The following is a 16344-nucleotide window of genomic DNA, read 5'->3' on the forward strand; positions in this document are numbered from 1 at the left end:
CCACAGGGGAAATTTTAGGGGTTGCTGGCAATTATCCGATTAGAGGGGCATTCGTGGGCGTGGACCCGTCCCGATGCATACCTTTCGGACCGCCCGCTCGCCCTTTCGGACCGCCCACGCGCGCGAGCACCTCTCCCGTACGCGGACTCCAGCCCACGACCACGGCCTCGGACGGAACCTGCTGGTCACGGCTGAGCAGCAGCCACCGCACGTCGTAGCGGCGGACGATCGCCGAGCGCTCGGCGCGCGTCGACCCCGGGTCGAGGTAGGTCCGCACGGCCGCCAGGCGCCGGTTGCGCACGTCCTCTTCGAGCGAGGCGTCCGGCCAGGCGGGGGCGACGAGGTTGGCGCCGTAGCCGGGCACGGAACGGGTCGGGTAGTAGCCGTTGGTCAGGACGACGTCGCCCCGGTGCATGTGACCGACCGCCCACCCGTACCCCGGCCAGCGCGGCGGCTGGTCGAAGCCGATGGGGTCCAGGGCGCGCGGCACGACGGCGCCCGCCTGGATCTGGAAGAACCCGACGCAGGCCCCGAGCGCCGCCGCCCCGGCGAGCGCGCCGCGCCGCCACCCCCAGGCGCGCGGCGCCGCGAGCTCGATGGCCAGCGCGAACTGGAGGGGCACCAGGGTCAGGCCGAGGATGCGGCCGTACGTGTAGTGGCCGCTGAGCCAGCCGTACGCGACGACCGCGCAGTCCAGGGCGAACATCAGGACCAAGGGGTCCCTGCGGTCCCTGCGGAAGCGCAGCCACAGGGCGGGCAGGCCGAGCAGGGCCAGCCAGAAGCGCTGCGGCATCTCGGTGTAGAGCTGGCGGTGGATCCAGTCGACGGACTCGTCGCCGACGAGGGAGAAGACGCTGTAGTACGGCCAGAGCGCGCCGATCACCGCGGCCGTCACGGCGGTCGCCGCCCAGCACCGCACGCGGCGCCCGACCGCGATCCCCGCCGCGCGACCCGAGGCGGCGAACGCGACGACCCCGATCACCGCCCCCACCGACGAGATGGGGTGGACGAGCAGGATCAGCCCGCACAGGGCGCCCAGTCCCGCGTACGGCCACCAGTCGCCCCGCGCGTCGCGGGTCAGGGCCCCCGCCCAGGCCCACGCCCAGAACGTCAGGCCGATCGCGAACGTCGACGGGTATCCGAGGTTCCCCGTCATCGACATCAGCCCCAGATAGCCGCTCCACCACGCCATCCGGGTGCCCCACAGCAGCACCATCGCGAACAGAGCGAGGACCGGCGCCCACGGGCGGGGCGTCAGGACGCGGACGAAGCGGCCGATGCCGGTGAGGAGGACGAGGAGGTTCAGCGGGCCCGCGAGCTTCACGACCTGCCAGCCCGCGAGGCCCGTGGCCTTCGCGAACAGGCCCTGCGCGACGGCGTACGGCGAGTAGTACGCGCTGCCCTCGCCCGGCAGGGCCGCCATCGGGTGCGCGGGATGGAGGAGGTTCTCCTTCAGGCGCTCGACGACCGCCGCGTGCTGGCCGAAGTCGCAGCACATCGGCACCCGCCAGAACGCGAGCGACATCACCAGCCAGAACAGCCCGCCGAGGACGAGGTACGGCGTGGGGCGACGGCGACCGCCGCCGCCGAGCGCCGTCGCGCCGTGGCAGGCACGGCGCGTGAGCAGCGCCCCGCTCACCGCATGAGCCTCTCCGCCACACGGGCCGCGGCCCGCCCGTCGTCCAGGTCGCAGTAGGCCTCGCGGAACGCCGCGTACGCGTCCGCGTGCCGGGACGTGATCGCGTCCAGGTCGCGCAGCGCCTCGACGACCTCGTGGGTGGAGGCGAGCAGCGGGCCCGGGGCGCGCGTCTCGAAGTCGAGGTAGAAGCCGCGCACGGTGTCGCGGTAGTGCTCCAGGTCGTACGCGTGGAACAGCATCGGCCGTCCGGTGTGCGCGAAGTCGAACATCAGCGAGGAGTAGTCGGTCACCAGGACGTCGGCGAGCAGCAGGAGTTCGGCGGCCCGCGGGTGCGCCGACACGTCGCGTACGAAGGGGGCGCGGGCGCCCGGCAGCCGGCCGGACGTCAGTGGGTGCTTGCGCACGAGCAGCACGTGGTCGTCGCCGAGCACGGACTCGGCGGCGCGGAAGTCGAGCGCCGGTTCGTAGCGGAACCGCCCGGGGGAGTACGCGAGGTGGTCCCGGTACGTCGGCGCGTACAGCACGATCCGTTTGTCCGGCGCGATGCCGAGCTCGTCGCGGACCCGCTCGGCGACCTTGTCGCGGTCCTCGGTGAACAGCAGGTCGTTGCGGGGCGAACCGGCCTCCAGGACCTCACCTTCGTAGGCGAGGGCGCGGCCCAGGTGCGGGGTGGAGAACCGGTTCGGCGAGATGAGGACGTCCCACTGGCGGGAGAGTTTCGGCAGGGCGTCCAGGTGGCCGTGGTCGGCGTAGAGGGTGTCGGTCAGGTCGGTGCCGATGCGCTTGAGCGGGGCGCCGTTCCAGGTCTGGACGACGGTCTGGCCCTCGCGGCGCTCGAAGAAGTCGGGGAGGTGGCCCGCGGTCACGATGCGGCGGCAGCGGGCCAGCGCGTCGTACCAGTCGGCGCTGTGCTCCTCGACGCCCTTCGCGCCGGGCGGGACATGCGTCTGCTGGTCGTGCGTGACCCACAGGTGCTCGACGCCGGCGCCGCGCCGCACCAACTCCTCGTGGACGGCGCGCGGGGAGTCCCCGTCGAAGTACAGGACGGTGTCGAGCAGCGGCAGTTGGCGGCGGCTGGGGTAGTGGACGGTGCGGAGCCTGTGCCGCCGGTACGCACCCCGCTCGGACCGTGAGAGGACGGATCCGGCCTCGATGAACAGCCGGTCGCCGAACCGCCGGTCGGCGGTGAACTCCCGGCCCTGGACGGTGTGGTGCAGGGGCAGCGTGGCGGACGCGGACGCGAGCAGCCGCACGGGCACCCCGTCCTCGGCACGAGCGGCCGGGGCCTGTGCGCCGGGAACGCCGGTCCCGCCCGCGCCACCGCCCCCGCTCGTCCCCGCCGTGTCCCGCAGGAACGCGTACCACCGGCCCTCCCGCAGCGCCCCGCCCCCCGGCGCGACCACCGCCCGGAACCGGTCGCCGTTCCGTTCCGTCGGCACGGTCAGCTCCTCGTCGCGGCCGCTGTGCCGCAGCACCAGCTCGGGCTCGTGCCAGCTGGCCGCGGTGACCGTGCCCTCCAGGGTGAGCGTGCCGTCCGCGCCCCATGTGACGCGGTCGGCGACGGGCTGCCGGGTCAGCTCGACGACCAGCCGGCCCTGGTCGTTGGCGGTGGCGCAGAGTTCGCGGCCCGCGCGTGACGCGTACCGCCCCGGGGGCAGGTCGAGCGTGGCGGCCAGGGACTTCAGCGTGCCGTCGGGCAGGACGAGGTTGGCCTGCCAGCGGTCGCCGTGCGGCGGCTCGACCTCCTTGGGCGCGAGGTGCGGGGCGGGCGCCACGTCCTCCAGGGCGGCGAGGCGGACACGGACCTCGAAGCGGTCGCCGGTGTGCCGGACGGGGTGGTCGAGGTCCGTCTTCGTGGCCGCGTGGGTGAGACGCAGGGCGGTCGGCCGCACGCGCCCCGGCAGCGTGCCGGACAGCACCACGTCGTCCCCGTCGAGCCGGTGCGCGTCCACCCGGGCCGCGTACTCCTGGATCCGCAGCACGAGGCGTCCCTTGCTGAACCCGAGGACGAGCCGCAGCCCGTCGTCGAGCTCGCGCACCACCGACTGCGCCGACGCGCCCTCCATGGCCCGCAGCGCGGTCCTGCGCACCGTGCCGTGGCCCGCGACGACCAGGCCGAACAGCCAGTTGCCGGGCTGCCAGCGGCCACCGGTCTTCAACTGCTCGGGGTCGACGGTCATCTCGAAGCCGGACAGGTCGTAGCAGTGCAGGCGCTGGCGGGACTTCTCGGTGGCCTGCGGCGCGGCGATCGTCCGGGTCGGGACGCGACGGAACCTCCCCCGGCTGTGTGCCGCCTTGAGGAGGCCGGCCTTCACGGAGTGCCCGGGCCGGGTCGCCTCCATGTTGCGCACGTACGTGTATCCGGTGATCCGCAGCTTTCCGCCGGCGTCCCACCGGGCCTCGCTCACCCGGGCCACGGTGGGCAGTTCGCCCCGTCCGATGCGGGCGACCTTCTCGGGCAGGGCGCCCACGCCGGGGTAGGCGGCGCTGCGGCGCACCTTTCCGCGTACGTGGAACGCGCTGCCGTTGGCGCGCTCGAAGGCGAGGAGTTCGATGAGTTCCGCGGTGCGTGCCTCGCGGACGAGCTGCCACTTGACGCGCAGGTCGACGGGGAGCTCCGCGAGGACGGCCGGGTCGGCGCGGCGCAGGAAGGCGGCCGTGTCGGTGAGGAACGCCGTGCGGTACTCGGGGCCGCCCATCGGCAGCCCCTCCAGGAAGTACACGAAGTCGTCGCGCAGGCAGGACGCGTCGTACGTCTTCTTCATCTCCGGCGCGTGCCGGGCGAGGAAGCCGCTGACGTGGGCGCAGGCCGCGATCCGGTCGCGCACGCCCTTGACGTCGGTGCGGCGCCGGGTGATCGAGCCCTCGCGGACCCGCCAGTAGTAGACGTGGTCGCTGAGGACGTCCACGGATCCGGCGAGGAAGTGCGCCGGGATCATCACCGGGGTGTCCTCGTACAGCTTGCCCTCGGGGAAGGTGAAGCGGTGCCGGTCCCAGAACGCGCGGCGGAACACCTTGTTCCAGGCGACGCGGTCGGAGAGCAGGTCCAGGTCCTCGGAGATGTGGGTGCTCGTGCGCGCCTCGGTCAGCCACTTGTACTGCCAGGCCTGGGAGCGGCCGCGTTCGTTGAGCCGCCACACGTTGCCGCTCGCGAAGTCGGAGCCGGTGGCGTCCAGGCTGGCGATCATCCGGCCGTACGCGTCGTGCGGCACGACGTCGTCGCTGTCGACGAAGGTCAGGAACTCGGCGGTGGGGGACGCCTTGCGCACCCCGGTGTTGCGGGCGGCGCTCAGTCCGGCGTTGCGCTGGCGGACGTAGACGAAGCGGGGGTCCTTGGCGGCGAACTCGCGGGCGATGCGCGGGCTGCCGTCCGTCGAGCCGTCGTCGACGAGGATGCACTCCAGGCCGCCGCGCGCCTCGGGGCCGCCCCGCAGTCCTGGGCCGTCCATGGTCTGCCCGGCGATCGACTCCAGGCACTCCTCCAGAAACTCCTCGACGTTGTAGATGGGTACGACGACGCTGAGACGGGGCTGCACGCGAACCGGCCTTTCATCGAGCTGTGAGACAGGGCAGATATCGGCATATTCATCCCCTTTGCCCGTTCTCGGCTCCCCGGCGTCAATTTCTCCTCCCTCGTCCACCCCAACGAGTGACGTTCGGTCTTCGACAGGCGGTGCCCCGCTGGCTACGGTCGGTGTCCATGACGCGCTTCTCGGTAGTCGTCCCCGTCCACCGCGTCCAGGGCTACCTGCGCGCATGCCTGGACTCGGTGCTCACCCAGTCCTTCGCCGACCTCGAACTGATCGTCGTCGACGACGCGTCGCCCGACGCCTGCGCGGCGATCGCGGGGGAGTATGCGGAGCGCGACCCGCGCGTGCAACTCGTCCGCCTTCCCGCCCGCGCGGGCGCGGGCCCCGCCCGCAACATCGGCGCCGACCGCGCCACCGGCGACCACCTCCTCTTCCTCGACGGCGACGACCTGCTCCTGCCCGGCGCCCTGGAGGCCGTCGACGCGGCGCTCACCGCCGCGGACTCCCCTGGCGGCCCGGATGTCGTTCTCTGCGCCCACGACCGCGTCGACTGGTGGGAGAACGTCCGCCCCGGCGGCGACGACCTCACCGGCGACCCGCTCGCCGCCGCCCCCGCCGCCTGGAACCGCGTCTTCCGGCGCGGCTTCTGGCAGGACCAGCACCTGGCGTTCTCCTCCGGCGCGTACGAGGACGTGGTGCCCGTCGTCACCGCGACCCTCCGCGCGGGCGAGCGCACCGCCGTCGTGGAACGGCCCTGCGTGCGCTGGCGCGAGCGGCGCGCGGGCAGCTTCTCCAAGACCCCGGGGCGGTCCCACTTCGCCCTGATCGCACGGTACGAGCGACTGCTCGCCGCCGCCGGACCCGAGGACCGCGCCCGGCTCCTGCCGCACGCCGCCGCCCACCTGCTCGCCGTCCTCGACGACCCCGGCCGGATCGAGGAGGGCGACCGGCGCGACTTCTTCCGCGAGGCCGCCCGCCTCCACCAGCAGTACGCGCCGGGCGGCACCGCACCCCTCACCTCCGAGGGAAAGGCCCTCGCCACGGCCTCGTTCGCCGCCTACGAAGGCCTCCGCAAGGCCGAGACCCGGCGGCTGCGCCTCACCCGGCAGCTGAAGCGGCAGAAGAAGAAGCTGCGGGCCCGCGCCATGCGCGCCGCCTACCGCGCCGACCTGCGCCGACCCCTCGACCCGCACCTCGCGGTCTACGGCGCCTACTGGAACCGCGGCGTCTCCTGCAATCCGGCCGCCATCCACGCCAAGGCCCGCGAACTCGCCCCGCACGTCAGGGGCGTGTGGGTCGTATCCAGCCGCAACAAGCACCGGGTGCCGCCCGGCGTCGAATACGTCATCGAGGGCTCGCGGCGCTACTGGCAGGCCATGGCCACGGCCACGTACCTCGTCAACAACTCCAGCTTCCCCGGCGGCTTCACCAAGCGCCCGGGCCAGGTCTACCTCCAGACCCACCACGGCACCCCGCTGAAGACGATGGGCCTGGACCAGCGACGCTACCCGGCGGGCACGCACGGCATCAGCTTCCAGAAGGTCCTCGACCACACCGATCAGTGGGACTTCAGCCTCTCCTCCAACCCGCACTCCACCGAGATCTGGGAGCGCGTCTACCCCTCAGTGGCCTACCAGGCCCTGGAGGCCGGCTACCCGCGCAACGACGTCTACTTCACCGCGGGCGAGGACGAAGTGGCGCGCGTGAAGGCGCAGTTGGGGGTGGACGACGGGCGGACCGTGCTGCTGTACGCGCCCACCCACCGCGACTACCAGAAGGGCTTCCTGCCCCGCCTGGACCTGCGCCGCTTCGCCGACGCGCTCGGCCCGGAGTACGTCGTGCTCGTGCGCGCCCACTACTTCTACGGCGGCGACGCGGGTCTTGAGTCCCACCCGCAGCTCGTCGACGTCACCGGGCACGCGCGCGTGGAGGAGCTCTGCCTGGCCGCCGACGCCCTCGTCACGGACTACTCGTCCCTGATGTTCGACTACGCCTGCCTCGACCGCCCGATCGTGACGTACGCCCCCGACTGGCAGGCCTACCGCCTCGCCCGCGGCACCTACTTCGACCTGCTCTCCGGGCGCCCCGGCGAGACCCCGGGAGCCGTGGCCACCACCGAGGACGAGCTCGCCGCGCTCTTCAGGGACGGCGGCTGGGACACCCCGGAGGCGACGGCGCTGCGGGCGGCGTTCCGGGAGCGCTTCTGCCCCTACGACGACGGGCGCGCCGCCGAACGCGTGGTCCGGCGGCTGTTCCTGTCCGGCGCGTCCGGCGCTCAGGAACCGTCCCGCACCTCGTAGGGCGAGCGGACCGGGAAGTACGCCGTCAGGAACGAGCGGATGGCGAGTGCCATCTCCTCGTCCGCCACCCCGCCGTCGGGGGACTCCCCGATGCAGAACGCGGTCCGGTCGCGGTTCTGCAGGAGCCGTCCGAGCCGCGCGTGGTCGGCGCGGTCGCCGATGTCCACGAAGTCGTACGAGATGCCGGCGGGCACCGCGCGCCCGGTCAGGTACGCGTAGTGCTGGTGCAGCGAGGAGACCAGCGCGAGGTCGCCGCGGGAGCGGACGCGGCTGCGGGCCGTGGCCGCCGTCTGCTCGGGGAAGCGCTCGGTGATCTCCTGCATGATGCTGCGGCGCAGCGCGTACGGCACGTGGAAGAAGGAGTGCGTCGTCGTCCTGCCGAACGCCTCGCGCAGCAGCGCCCGGTTGTTCTTCGCCGCCGCCAGATAGCCCTCGTCGTCCGGTGCGACCGGCAGCGCGGGCACGGACGCCGACGACCAGAAGAAGCGGGCCAGGCCGTTGCTGAGGAAGAACGTGTCCGGGGTGGTGGGGCGGCCCAGGAACATGTCGTCGTTGAAGTAGAGGAAGTGCTCCGACAGGCCCTCGATGCGGTGCAGCTGCGACTCGATGGAGTGCGAGTTGAAGGTCGGCAGGCACTCCTCGGGCTCGGCGAACAGGTCGCGGTGGTCGACGACGGTCAGGCCCGGGTGGTCGCCGTCGAGCCAGGGCGGGGTCTGGCCCGCCGTGACCAGGTACACGTGCCGGATCCACGGCGCGTACATCGCGATCGAGCGCAGGCTGAAGCGCAGCTCGTCACGGTTGCGGAACCGCACGGCCCCGCCGTCGGCCGACGTGTCGCCGCCGCCGAGCGTCTCCTCGCGGCGGGCGCGCCACTCGGGGTCGGAGTCGTCGACCCAGGTGTAGACGGCGTCGATGGGGAAGTCGACGTCCTTGACGAGGAGTTCGGTGAACACGTCGAGCGTCGGGTAGGCGCGCTCCGCCACGCTCAGCGTCGCCGTGGCGGTCAGCGAGGGCAGCTCGGCGCCCGCGAGCGTCGACCCGAACGGCGCATGGAAGGCGCCCTCGGGCGTCCGCGGCCAGAACCCCACCGTGCAGGCCAGACCCGCGCCGTGCCGCAGCGACAGCGTGGTCGTGGTGACCGGCTTGAAGACCTTCACGCCCGCGAGCTCGCCGATGGTGTCGAGGCGTTCGGCGAGGACGGCGCCGGGCGCCGCGTCGCGCGGGTTGACCAGCTCGGCGTAGACCGGCTGCCCGCGCAGCGCCCCGGCGAGCGCCTTCAGCGCGCGGGGTCGGTCGTCGTCGGCGACGGCCAGGGTGCGGGCGGTCTCGCCCGGGGTGCGCACCACGACGTAGGGGACGTCCTGCGACTCCAGGGCGTCCGCGACCAGCCGCAGGTTCCACTCGGCCATCCGCGGGGCGAGGACGTCGTCGCGCCGCTCGGCGAGGCGGCCCACGGAGCGGATGATCCGGCCCGACTCGTCCGCCGCGAGGATCTCCTCCTCGCGGGCGTGCTCGTCGGCGGCGGCCGCCGCGTCGAAGGTGTGCGGTGCGGTGGGCCGGAAGCCGCTGCCGCCGGACGCGACACCGAGCGCCACCCGGTCCGCGCGCCCGCGCAGCCGCCCGGGACGGTCGCGCCCCGCGACGAGCCGCGTGTACAGCTCCTCCCAGCGCGCGGTGACGTCGGCCGAGGAGAACCGGGCGTACACGCCCTCGCGCGCCGCCTCGGCGAAGCCGCGCCGCAACTCGTCGTCGCCCATCAGCTCGCCCATGGCGCAGGCGAGTTCGTTCACCTCGCCCGGTGGCACGAGCAGCCCGTCGACGCGGTGCCTGACGATCTCGGCGGGCCCCGTCAGCACGTCGTACGCGACGACCGGCACCCCGGCGGCCAGCGCTTCGAGGAGCACCAACGGGAACGCCTCGTTGTGCCCCGCGGTCATCAGGCTCAGCCCCGCCTTGGCCCACTCGGCGGCCATGTCCCGGCAGGGGCCGAGGAGTTCCACCCGGTCGTGCAGGCCGAACCCGTCGACGAGCCTGCGCAGGTGCTGTTCGCGGTGGCCGCTGCCGAAGATCCGCAGCGTCCACTCCGGGTGCGCCTCCGCGACCTGCGCGAAGGCCCTGATGGCGTGGTCGACGCGCTTCTCGCCGGTCAGCCGCGCCGCCATGACGATGACCTTGCTCTCGCCGTCCGCGCGCGGCCTGAAGCCGTCGGGCACCGCGTTCGGGACGACGGCGAGCTCGGGGGCGGTGGCGCCGAGGGACTCCGCGAGCCAGTCGCGGGTGCGGTCGGTGAGCGCGACGAGCGCGTCCAGGCGCGGCGCGTGCAGCAGCAGCGGCTCACCGGAGGGGCCGCGCCGCTGGGTGGGCCGGTGCTCCTGGTGGACGGTGACGACCCGGGCGGGCACCAGCGCCACGGCGGCGGCGAGCAGCGCGGGGGTCGTGGTGACGAGCACGTCGGTGTCGAGCGAGCCGAGCGCGGCCGTCATCTCGATGTCCGAGAGCCGGTCGAAGGCGTCCTCCCAGGCCGGTTTGATCAGCTCGCTGGGCAGCGCGGCCAGCGTCCGGCACGCCGCGTCGTCCAAGTCGGTCTCCCGCACCGGGCGTTCGGGTGTGACGGTGCGGTCGACGAGGTGGCGCACCGGCAGCCCGCACGCCTCCGCGAAGAACGGTTCGGCGCGGGTGCGGAAGACGGAGACGACCTCGACCTCGACGCCGGGGCGTCCGGCGAGGTGCCGGGCCTGCGTGTACGTGGCGAGCTCGGTGCCGCCCATCTCGTCGCCCCAGCCCAGCAGATACGTGATCTTCATGAGGTCTCCTCCGCGAGGTCCCGAGGTGCGTCGGACTCCCGCACGGCGTCGGTGATGTCCCAGCACGTCACCGCGAACGCGCCGGTCCTGGTGAAGTGGGCGTGCGCCCGGACGAGCGCCCCGCCGGGCAGCGCGTGGACGCGGAACGGCGTGGGGTAGGCGGCGGACGGGTCCCGCACGTCGGTCAGCCACCGCCCGACGGGCAGCCGCCCCACCCGGAAGTCCCACACCCACTGCCCCGGCCCCGCCCCCGCCATGGCCGCGAGCGGCACCCGCAGCGCGAACGCCGCACCCTCCCACGCCACTTCGGCGGGCACGACGACCCCGTCCCGCCGCCGCACCGCCTCGCCCCCGCCGGGCGGGCCCCCCGCGACGAGCCTCCCGTACACGGTGATGCCGTCCCCCGACGGAACGAACCGCACCAGCTCCGCGCGCGGCCGCGACCGCGTCGCCTGGAGCACCGCACGCCCGCTGCGGGCCCGGACGACCCGGACGAGGGTGCCGGTGCGCGGGTCGGGGGCGTGCGGGGCGGTCGGTGTCGCGGGCGGGGCGTCGCTGTCGGCGGGCGCGAGCCCGTACCGGCGTACGCGGCCGTCGACGTCCCGCAGCTCGGCGGTCAGCCGCCACACGCCGTCCCGCATCCCACGCAGGGTCACCGTCGCGGTCAGGAGAGGGGTGGCGCCGGTGTGCGGTTCGTACGCGAGGGGGACGGTGATCCTTCGGGTCCCGCGGGTGATGAGGAGCCGGGCGCGGCCGGGCCCCTCGGGGGCGGCGAGCGCGACGTTGAGGGTGCGGCTGTCGCGGAGCGAGAGGTGCACGGGCGCCAGGAGCGGCCGGACCCGCCCGGCGCCGCCGCGCACCCGGCCCGCGGCGGTCCGTTCCAGGCGGAAGCGGGTGCTTCGCGCGGTGGTGAGCAGCCGCCGGGCGAAGGGGGGCGGGGCGAACCGCTGGGCGGAGTGGTCCATTTCTCCACTGTGTACGAGTTTGCCCGCTTCTCGTCGCGGACGCCCCGGCCGCCGCACCAACTTGCACCATCCGGCGCTGCTCGACGCTGCTCGGCGCAGCCGTGTGCCCTCGTGCCGGTCAGCGGCGGGCCTTGCGCACCGCCCGGGTCACCACCGGAGGCAGCAGGTCGACGGCGAGCCTGCGGACGGCGGACGGCTTGCGCGCGGGCGCGGCGGCCTGGGCGCGGGGAGCCGGCAGGGCGGGGGCCGCGGTGGGTGCGGGCCTCGCGGGGCGTGCCGGGTGGCGGGAGGTGACCAGGTCCGGCGCGGGGATCTTCGCCCGTGAGGCGCGCAGCACGTCGAGTCCCGCGATGTGCTGGATCTCCGGGGCGCAGTTCGGCATGGCGTGCAGCGCTTCGTGGAGCGCGTCCCGCAGCGGCGCCGGATCGCCCCACGTTCCGTACAGCTTGTTGGAGGAGAGCATGACGGGGCGCAGGCCGTGGCGGAACACCGCTTCCCATGTGGCGGCGGCGACGCCCGGCGTGTGCTCGGTGCGGTAGTCGTCGAGGACGAGGACACCGTCCTCGCGCAGCGCGTTCTTCGCCGTGAGGATGTCGTCGCGCACGTCGTCGTACATGTGCGAGGCGTCGATGTGCACGAACCGGCACGAGGCGTCGTCGACGATCCCGGGCAGCAGGTCCGTGCGGCCCTCGACCAGCTCGGGCAGCGTGTCGTGGAAGGCCGTGTAGTTGGCCTCGAAGGCGCGCCGTGTCAGGGACTTCTGGTAGAAGGCCTTGGTGGCCTCCTTGGTGTAGCCGTCGTCGGCGCCGAAGAGGTCGCAGACCGTCATCTTCTCCCCGGGGCGCAGGAACCGGCCCATGACGACCGTGCTCTTGCCGAGGTAGCAGCCCATCTCCAGGAGGTCACCCGGTGGGGTGGCGGCCGCGCCCTCGCCGAGGAACCAGGCGAACAGCCGCTGGTCCAGTGGCCAGAACCAGCCCGGTACCTCCTCCAGGGTGGTGGGGCGCGGCAGTTCGTCGGCTTCGCTGCTGGTCGTCGTCATGCGGAGGCCTCCATCAGAGGGGTGTGGTCGGTCGGACAGCGGGGTGCGGTCGGTCGGATCAGTGGGTGGGTCGGTCGCTCGGTCGGATGGCGGCTCGGCCGGGCCGCAGGACGCCGCCGCAGCGGTTGCGCCCGCTCTCGTACGCCGCCGGAATCACGCGGTCGGCCCACGCGCGGAGCGGTCCGAGACGCTCCGGGTGCCGCACGGCGTCGGCCCGCACCCAGTCGCCCCCGCCGTCCGACGTGCGGTACAGCGGCAGATAGCCCTCCGCCGTCAGCCGGGGCGCCGTCATGCCGGTCTTCCGCGCCCAGACGCCGACGGCGTGGACGAAGGTGGGCCGCAACTCCCGGAAGGCGTACGCCCGCAGCCCCTCGGTGTCGCCCGCGGACAGGGCGTCCGCGATCCGCGGCTCGGTGAGGCCCGCGAGGTCGTACACCTTCAGGTCACTGGTGAGCAGCGTGCCGCCGAGGCTGGGAAGCAGGACGGAGCCGTCCGCGATGTCCAGCCGGTCCGCGTACGTGTTGAAGACGACGCCGTCGCGGTTGACGACGAGACACATCGGCAGCGTGGGCTCGGCACGGAACGCGGCCGCGCTCTCGCGCTGCGCCGACCACGACAGGAGCAGTGTCGTGCTCAGCGCCACGGCGACGGCGGCGCGGGGGCGCGGTCCGCCGCGTTCGGCGAGGCCCACGGCGGCGACGGCGAGCGCCAGCGCGCCGAGCGGCCACACGGGCGTCGCGAACCGGTGCATGCCCATCCAGTCCGGCTCGAGGACGCCGTACGCGCACAGGGTCAGGGCCAGCGGCAGGACGACCGCCGCGAGCGCCGTGCGAGGCATCCCGCGCCGGGTGAGCGCGACGCCGACGAGCGCGGCGGCCACGAGCACCGCGGGCCAGCCCGCGAAGGTGAGGAGCTCGCCGGTGGTGCGGGTGAACAGCTCGGCGTCGGGGAGCTCCTGGGACTTGGCGACCGCCGTGTTGGGGACGAGGCGTCCGAAGACCGCGAGGCGCCAGACCAGGAACAGCCCGTAGGGGACGGCGAAGGCGGCGGTGCCGAGCGCCGCGGCCCGCGTCCGCGGCCACAGCTCCGCGCGCCGCGACGTCAGCAGGAGCAGCAGCGGGTACACGCCCGCGAGCACCGCCCCGTCCGGCCTGGTCAGCGCGGCCACCAGGGCGAGCAGCCCGGACGCCACGGCGGGCCCTGTGCCGAGCAGGTTCCCCGCGGCGACCGCCCGTACGAGCACGGCCGCGAGGGCCGTGGCGACACAGGCGTACAGCGGATTCTCCAGGCCCGAGAACGTCCAGGCCACGAAGGAGACGTTGGCGCCGAGCAGCACCCCGGCCAGGGCCGTGACCCACCAGGAACGGGCCACCAGGCGCCGGGCCGCGCAGGCGACGGCGGCCAGGGTCCCGAGGGCGCAGAGCAGGCCGAGCGCCTTGGGGTAGAGGACGAGGTCCGGGACGCCGAACAGGGCCCGGTGGTCGAAGAGGCCGAGTCGGCGGCCCGCGACGAGGAGGGCCAGCCAGGCGGGGTTGGAGTAGCCCTCGACCGGTGCGGCGCCCGCCTGTTGGACCGGGCCCAGCCCTTCGTCGATGCTGCGGGCGTACGCGAAGGTGATCGCCGCGTCGTCGACCACCCACCGGCCGAGCCGCGACCCGTGCAGGGCGACGAGGACGCCGCCCCCGACGACGGCCGCCGCGTCGGCCCACCAGGGGGAGGCGGTGCTCTTCGGGGCGGCGGTACCGGCGCCCCGTGCCGTCTGCCCCGGGATCGCCACGGCGGGCGTCGTCGTACCGCTCATCGCGTGTTGTTCGAAAGGGCGGCGGAAACGGCGTCCCGGAGGAGGCCCGGGTCCTGCTGGGGGATGGCCGGCGGCGGGTACTCCTGGCCGAGCATGACCCGGGACACCACGCGGGCGGCCGCGTTGCCGTCGTCGTACTCGCAGAACCGGGCGCGGAACGCGGCGCGCAGCGCGGCGGACCGCTCGTCGCGCCACGTGCCGGCGGCGAAGAGCTCCGCCAACCGCGCGGTGCTCGTGGTGACGTGGCCGGGCGGTGACGCGAGGAGGTCGAAGTAGGTGCCGCGGGTGACCTGGTAGACCTCCCAGTCGTCCGCGTGGACGACGATCGGGCGGTCCAGGCACGCGTAGTCGAACATCAGGGACGAGTAGTCCGTCACCAGCGCGTCGGAGGCGAGCATCAGGTCCTCGACGGACGGCTCGTCGGTGACGTCGCGGAGCACTCCGCGCCGCTCCAGGTCGCGCAGTTGGAGGCCGCGCACGGCGGCGCGCGCGTCCTGCGGGTGCAGCCGCACCAGGAGGGTGACCCCGGGTCCCGCGTCGCGGACCAGCCGCTCGAAGTCGATGCGCGGCTCGTACCCCTTGCGGTGGTCGCGGGGTGTCGGCGCGTACAGGATCACCGTGCCCCCGTCGGGGATCCCCAGCCGCCTGCGCACCGCCACACCGCGCAGCGGGTCGCCCTTGACGAGGACGTCGTTGCGGGGCGCGCCGGTCGGCAGCGAGGTGAAGCGGCAGGGGTAGGCGCTCGCCCAGGCGCGTTCCGCGTGGCGGCCCGACACCAGGCTGTAGTCCCAGCGGTCCGCGCGCCACAGCTGGCCGCGGAGGTTCAGACGGTGCGTCGCCGCGGGGCGCCCCAGGAGGTCCAGGCCCATGTGCTTGAGCGGGGTGCCCCGGTGGGTCTGCACGTGGACCTGGCCCTCGCGCTTCACCAGGCCAGGCGCCCAGTTGACGTTGCTGACGAAGTACGTCGCCCGGCTCACCACCCGGTGGTAGGCCGGGGTGTCGGGCAGCACGAAGTCGACGCCCCGCGGCATCCGGTCGAGCACGTCGGGGTGCACCACCCACACCGCCCTGACGTGCGGCGCGACGAGCCCGGCCGCCTGGTGGACGGCGGCCGGGTCGCCGAGCAGGCCGCGGTGCGAGAACGCCGAGTACACGGCGAGATCCGGGTCCAGCGGATGGGCGCGCTGCACGCGCGTGAAGGTCCGCTTCGCCCTCCTGGCCGCCTCCCTGCGCAGCCGCTGCTTCTTCTCCCGCGCGGCCGCGACCACCGACTGCGCCGCCGCGGCGGCCCGGAACACGGCGTACGGACTGCTCGCCGTGAGCCGCCACTGGAGGCGGAGGGCGTCGTCGGGCGGGGTGAACCCGGGCGGCCTGTGGCGCCGGTGGAAGTCGACGATCATGCGGTAGAAGTCGCCGCGGTCCTCGGCGGGGACGCGCTCGGTGTTGGGCAGCGTCGTCAGGAAGTGGTTGATCGTCCGCTCGAAGAGCAGCGGCCGGGCCGCGTCGAGCTCCGGGCGCGCGTCGAGGAACGCGAACAGCGCCTCGTACTGCGGAAAGATGTCGAAGTGCCTGCGCCCCGGGGTGCGGGTGATGGCGCCCTGCCTGCGCTGCCGGTACTCCACGCACACCCGGTCCAGACAGCCGACGCGGCGGGCGGAGACCAGGGCCTGGTAGGTGACGGGGGCGTCCTCGTAGAGCCCCTCGCGGTACGTGAATCCGTGGCCGGTGAAGAAGTCGCGCCGGTACGCCTTGTTCCAGGCGACCAGGAACAGGTGCAGGTACTGCGGGCTGCCCAGGACGTCGAACGTGTCCGTGCCCGCGGCGGCGAGCAGGTCCGCCGTCATGCTCCGGCCGCCCTGACCCCACCAGTGCGTGCGGACGTGGTCGAAGACCAGCACGTCGGGGTCGGCGGTGACGCGGAGCCGCTCGTCGATCGCCGCGAGCGCGCCCGGCGTGTAGCTGTCGTCGCTGTCGAGGAACAGGAGGTAGTCCCCGGTCGCGTACGTGACTCCGGCGTTGCGCGCCCCGCCGAGGCCGGCGTTCTCGGCCAGGTGGACCGCGCGGACCCGTGGGTCGGCCGCCGCGTACTCGTCGACGATGGCGCCGCAGTGGTCCGGCGAGCAGTCGTCGACCGCGATGACCTCGATGTCGGCGAACGACTGCGTCAGGACCGAGTCGAGGCACGCGCGCAGGAAGCCCTGCACCTTGAAGACGGGGACGATGATGCTGAAACGAGGCACGGGATCTTCCTCCGGTCGGGACG

The 16344-nt window shown here is 73.9% G+C and carries 8 protein-coding genes; 1 reads left to right on the forward strand and 7 read right to left on the reverse strand.

The annotated features are described in order from the left end of the window. Window positions 1-31: 31 nt before the first annotated feature. On the reverse strand, window positions 32-1639 hold the full coding sequence (locus DEJ48_RS24120; RefSeq protein WP_223832185.1) for a hypothetical protein: 1608 nt from the start codon (window positions 1637-1639) through the stop codon (window positions 32-34). After that, on the reverse strand, window positions 1636-5175 hold the full coding sequence (locus DEJ48_RS24125) for a bifunctional glycosyltransferase/CDP-glycerol:glycerophosphate glycerophosphotransferase (protein WP_150218215.1): 3540 nt from the start codon (window positions 5173-5175) through the stop codon (window positions 1636-1638). The genes DEJ48_RS24120 and DEJ48_RS24125 overlap by 4 nt, the downstream gene beginning before the upstream one ends. A 164-nt stretch (window positions 5176-5339) precedes the next feature. Here DEJ48_RS24125 and DEJ48_RS24130 point away from each other — a divergent pair, with 164 nt between their 5' ends. Beyond that, the gene (locus DEJ48_RS24130) at window positions 5340-7469 is read left to right on the forward strand and encodes a CDP-glycerol glycerophosphotransferase family protein (RefSeq protein ID WP_150218217.1); all 2130 of its coding nucleotides are present in this window, start codon (window positions 5340-5342) and stop codon (window positions 7467-7469) included. On the opposite strand, the gene DEJ48_RS24135 is transcribed toward DEJ48_RS24130, so the two are convergent. The 5 genes from DEJ48_RS24135 to DEJ48_RS24155 form a co-directional block, all read right to left on the reverse strand. Then, window positions 7445-10273, reverse strand: a complete 2829-nt coding sequence (locus DEJ48_RS24135) for a stealth conserved region 3 domain-containing protein (RefSeq protein ID WP_150218218.1) — start codon at window positions 10271-10273, stop codon at window positions 7445-7447. The two genes, DEJ48_RS24130 and DEJ48_RS24135, sit on opposite strands and share 25 nt — an antisense overlap. Beyond that, window positions 10270-11238 carry a hypothetical protein gene (locus DEJ48_RS24140; RefSeq protein ID WP_150218219.1) on the reverse strand — a complete coding sequence of 323 codons (969 nt, stop codon included), beginning with the start codon at window positions 11236-11238 and terminating at the stop codon, window positions 10270-10272. Before DEJ48_RS24140 ends, DEJ48_RS24135 begins: the two co-directional genes overlap by 4 nt. Window positions 11239-11356: 118 nt before the next feature. Then, the gene (locus DEJ48_RS24145; protein WP_150218220.1) at window positions 11357-12280 is read right to left on the reverse strand and encodes a class I SAM-dependent methyltransferase; all 924 of its coding nucleotides are present in this window, start codon (window positions 12278-12280) and stop codon (window positions 11357-11359) included. 58 nt (window positions 12281-12338) lie between these two features. After that, window positions 12339-14081 (reverse strand): hypothetical protein, encoded by a 1743-nt coding sequence (locus DEJ48_RS39825; RefSeq protein WP_190537557.1) that lies wholly within the window; start codon window positions 14079-14081, stop codon window positions 12339-12341. Next, on the reverse strand, window positions 14078-16321 hold the full coding sequence (locus DEJ48_RS24155) for a bifunctional glycosyltransferase/CDP-glycerol:glycerophosphate glycerophosphotransferase (RefSeq protein ID WP_150218222.1): 2244 nt from the start codon (window positions 16319-16321) through the stop codon (window positions 14078-14080). The genes DEJ48_RS39825 and DEJ48_RS24155 overlap by 4 nt, the downstream gene beginning before the upstream one ends. Window positions 16322-16344: the final 23 nt, after the last annotated feature.

Origin of the sequence: Streptomyces venezuelae, from assembly GCF_008642315.1 — a bacterium.
GTDB classification, from domain to species: domain Bacteria; phylum Actinomycetota; class Actinomycetes; order Streptomycetales; family Streptomycetaceae; genus Streptomyces; species Streptomyces venezuelae_D.

Bases quoted from the DNA above. Each gene is read 5' to 3' on its own strand.
- DEJ48_RS24140 (WP_150218219.1), bottom strand. From the start codon at position 11,238: ATGGACCACTCCGCCCAGCGGTTCGCCCCGCCCCCCTTCGCCCGGCGG.
- DEJ48_RS24145 (WP_150218220.1), bottom strand. From the start codon at position 12,280: ATGACGACGACCAGCAGCGAAGCCGACGAACTGCCGCGCCCCACCACC.
- DEJ48_RS39825 (WP_190537557.1), bottom strand. From the start codon at position 14,081: ATGAGCGGTACGACGACGCCCGCCGTGGCGATCCCGGGGCAGACGGCA.
- DEJ48_RS24130 (WP_150218217.1), top strand. From the start codon at position 5,340: ATGACGCGCTTCTCGGTAGTCGTCCCCGTCCACCGCGTCCAGGGCTAC.
- DEJ48_RS24135 (WP_150218218.1), bottom strand. From the start codon at position 10,273: ATGAAGATCACGTATCTGCTGGGCTGGGGCGACGAGATGGGCGGCACC.